Source organism: Phytoactinopolyspora endophytica (genome assembly GCF_004138495.1).
Lineage (GTDB): Bacteria > Actinomycetota > Actinomycetes > Jiangellales > Jiangellaceae > Phytoactinopolyspora > Phytoactinopolyspora endophytica.
On the sequence record NZ_ML142855.1, the window covers coordinates 140981 to 143121 of the forward strand.

3 protein-coding genes are annotated in these 2141 nt (G+C 68.6%); all 3 read right to left on the reverse strand.

Annotation, left to right across the window (positions count from 1 at the left end):
- Positions 1-174 precede the first annotated feature (174 nt).
- Positions 175-708, reverse strand: coding sequence for a DUF1707 domain-containing protein (locus tag ELR45_RS15505; protein ID WP_129667352.1), 534 nt, complete (start codon positions 706-708; stop codon positions 175-177).
- Positions 709-781: 73 nt separating this feature from the next.
- Entirely contained in the window at positions 782-1249 is a 468-nt protein-coding gene (locus ELR45_RS15510; RefSeq protein ID WP_129667223.1) for an NUDIX hydrolase, read from the reverse strand.
- Between the two features lie 90 nt (positions 1250-1339).
- Complete coding sequence (locus ELR45_RS15515; RefSeq protein ID WP_276320686.1) at positions 1340-1984, reverse strand: response regulator; 645 nt, start codon at positions 1982-1984, stop codon at positions 1340-1342.
- Positions 1985-2141: the final 157 nt, after the last annotated feature.

Genomic DNA, 2141 nt, shown 5'->3' on the forward strand with positions numbered 1-2141 from the left:
CCGGTGGCGCTGAGCCGCCGGCGTGGAGCGTCGGGGTGGAAGCGGTCATCGAGCCGCAGGGCTCTGCCGATGCGATCCGCGATGCTTACGCGTCTGCCCGGGCTCAGATGCATCCCGAGACCGCGCGATGAGGTCAGAGAGGTCGCGCGGGCTCGGGGGTTCGTGCGGCCTCTCTTACAGGCTGAAGAGTACGCCGAACATCAGGAACATCATCATCAGCATGCCCGCGGTGACGGTATAGCCCATGATGAGTCCGGCGACCGCGAGCCCACGGCCTTCCTCGCCGGTCTGGTCGATCTTGGACAGTGCCATGTGGCCGGTGATGATCGCAGGGATGGCGCTGATCCCGGTGACGAACCCGAAGCCGCCGCAGGCTACGGACGCGATCGCCAGATCGTTGGTCTTGCGGGCGGGCGGGATGTAGGCGGGCTGCCAGCCCGGTGCGGGTTGCATCGGCATCGGCGCCAGCGGCTGCATCCCAGGGCCCGGCATCATCGGCTGTGGAGCCGACGGCGCGACCCCTTGGGGGAGGTCGTGGATGGTGTGCTCGAGCTCGCCGTACGTCCGGGCGTTCATGACGCGCTGCACCCTGGCGCCGTGCTCGTCCCAGGTGATGCGGCCTTCGGTCATCGCAGACTTGATCACGTTGATGGCTCGTTCGCGATCAGCATCGGACGCCCGCATGGAGTGCCACGCTTGGTTGTTCATATCTCCCCCAGAGCCCGGCGAGCTGTACTTCAAGCTTAGACGCTCAACGGCTGGAAGCGGACCTGGAGACCCCTCACTGTTCCAGCATCTCCGTCAGACGGTCGAGAAAGGCGCGCTGCGCAGTAATGATCTTGTCCCGAGCTGTGTCGACCGGGAACCATTCCGCGCGGTCGATCTCGGGGAACTCGCGGAACTGGCCGGACCCGCGTGGCCATTCCATCTGGAACGTCCCAGGGACGATCAGAGCCGGGTCGAGGTCGCCTTCCGCGGCCCAGACGGTCACGGTCTTGCCGCCGGACTGCTGGACGTCGCCCAGGTCGATCATGTCGACGTCGGGGGCAGGCAGGCCGAGCTCTTCGGTGAACTCGCGCCGCGCGGCCGCCAGCGGCTCTTCATCGGCCTGATACTCACCCTTGACGACCGACCACGCCCCGGCGTCACGGCGGGCCCAGAACGGCCCGCCCATGTGGCCGAGGAGTACCTCGGTCTTCCCGGACGTGCGGCGGAACAACAGGATTCCCGCGCTGGATATGGCTGCCATGGTGCTGATTCTGCCAACAGCCGGGGACAACGGCGCGTACGGCCGCTGCTGGGCTACCCCTGGCGTGCGCCGACGGCACCTGTGCCGGTACTAGGCGGCCGGCCCAGGGGGCGGGAGGAGCCTGAGACTGTACGCCTTGGTGACTGCCGCCGTCCGGTCGTCGACCTCCAGCTTTGCGAAGATGCGGAGCAGATGCGTCTTCACGGTCGCCTCGCCGATGTGCAACTCGCGCCCGACCTGTGCGTTGGACGAGCCCCGCGCCACAGCCGCCAGTACTTCGGACTCGCGAGGCGTCAACACGGGGTCCGCGGGCGCTCGCATCCGGTCGACGAGCCGGGCCGCAACTGGGGGTGCCAACACGGTCTCGCCGCGCGCGGCCGCTCGTACCGCGTCCGCGAGCTCCGCCCGCGGTGTGTCCTTGAGCAGGTACCCGGTGGCTCCGGCCTCGACCGCGCGGATGATGTCAGCGTCGGTGTCGTATGTGGTGAGCACGAGTACCCGGACCGTGGGGCATTGCGCGAGTATCCGCGCCGTCGCCTCGGCGCCGTCCATCCGCGGCATCCGCAGGTCCATCAGGACGACGTCAGGGGAGAGCTTACGGCTCATGGCGACGGCTTCCTCGCCGTTCGATGCCTCCCCGACGACGTCGAGGTCCTCCTCTACGCTGAGCATGCCGGCCAGGCCGGTGCGGACGACGGGGTGGTCGTCCACCAACAGGATCCGAAGCGTAGCCACGGATGGCCAGGCTACCGGGAAGAGCCGCGGTCTGAGTAGGAACATCGAGGAGGGGCGACCTCTCGGTGCCGCCGCGACAGCGGACGGCGTCACGCCGCCCGCGGCCGCGGGCTCACCACGGGCCCGGTTTCCGCTTTGGGTGACCGGACGCGCCGCT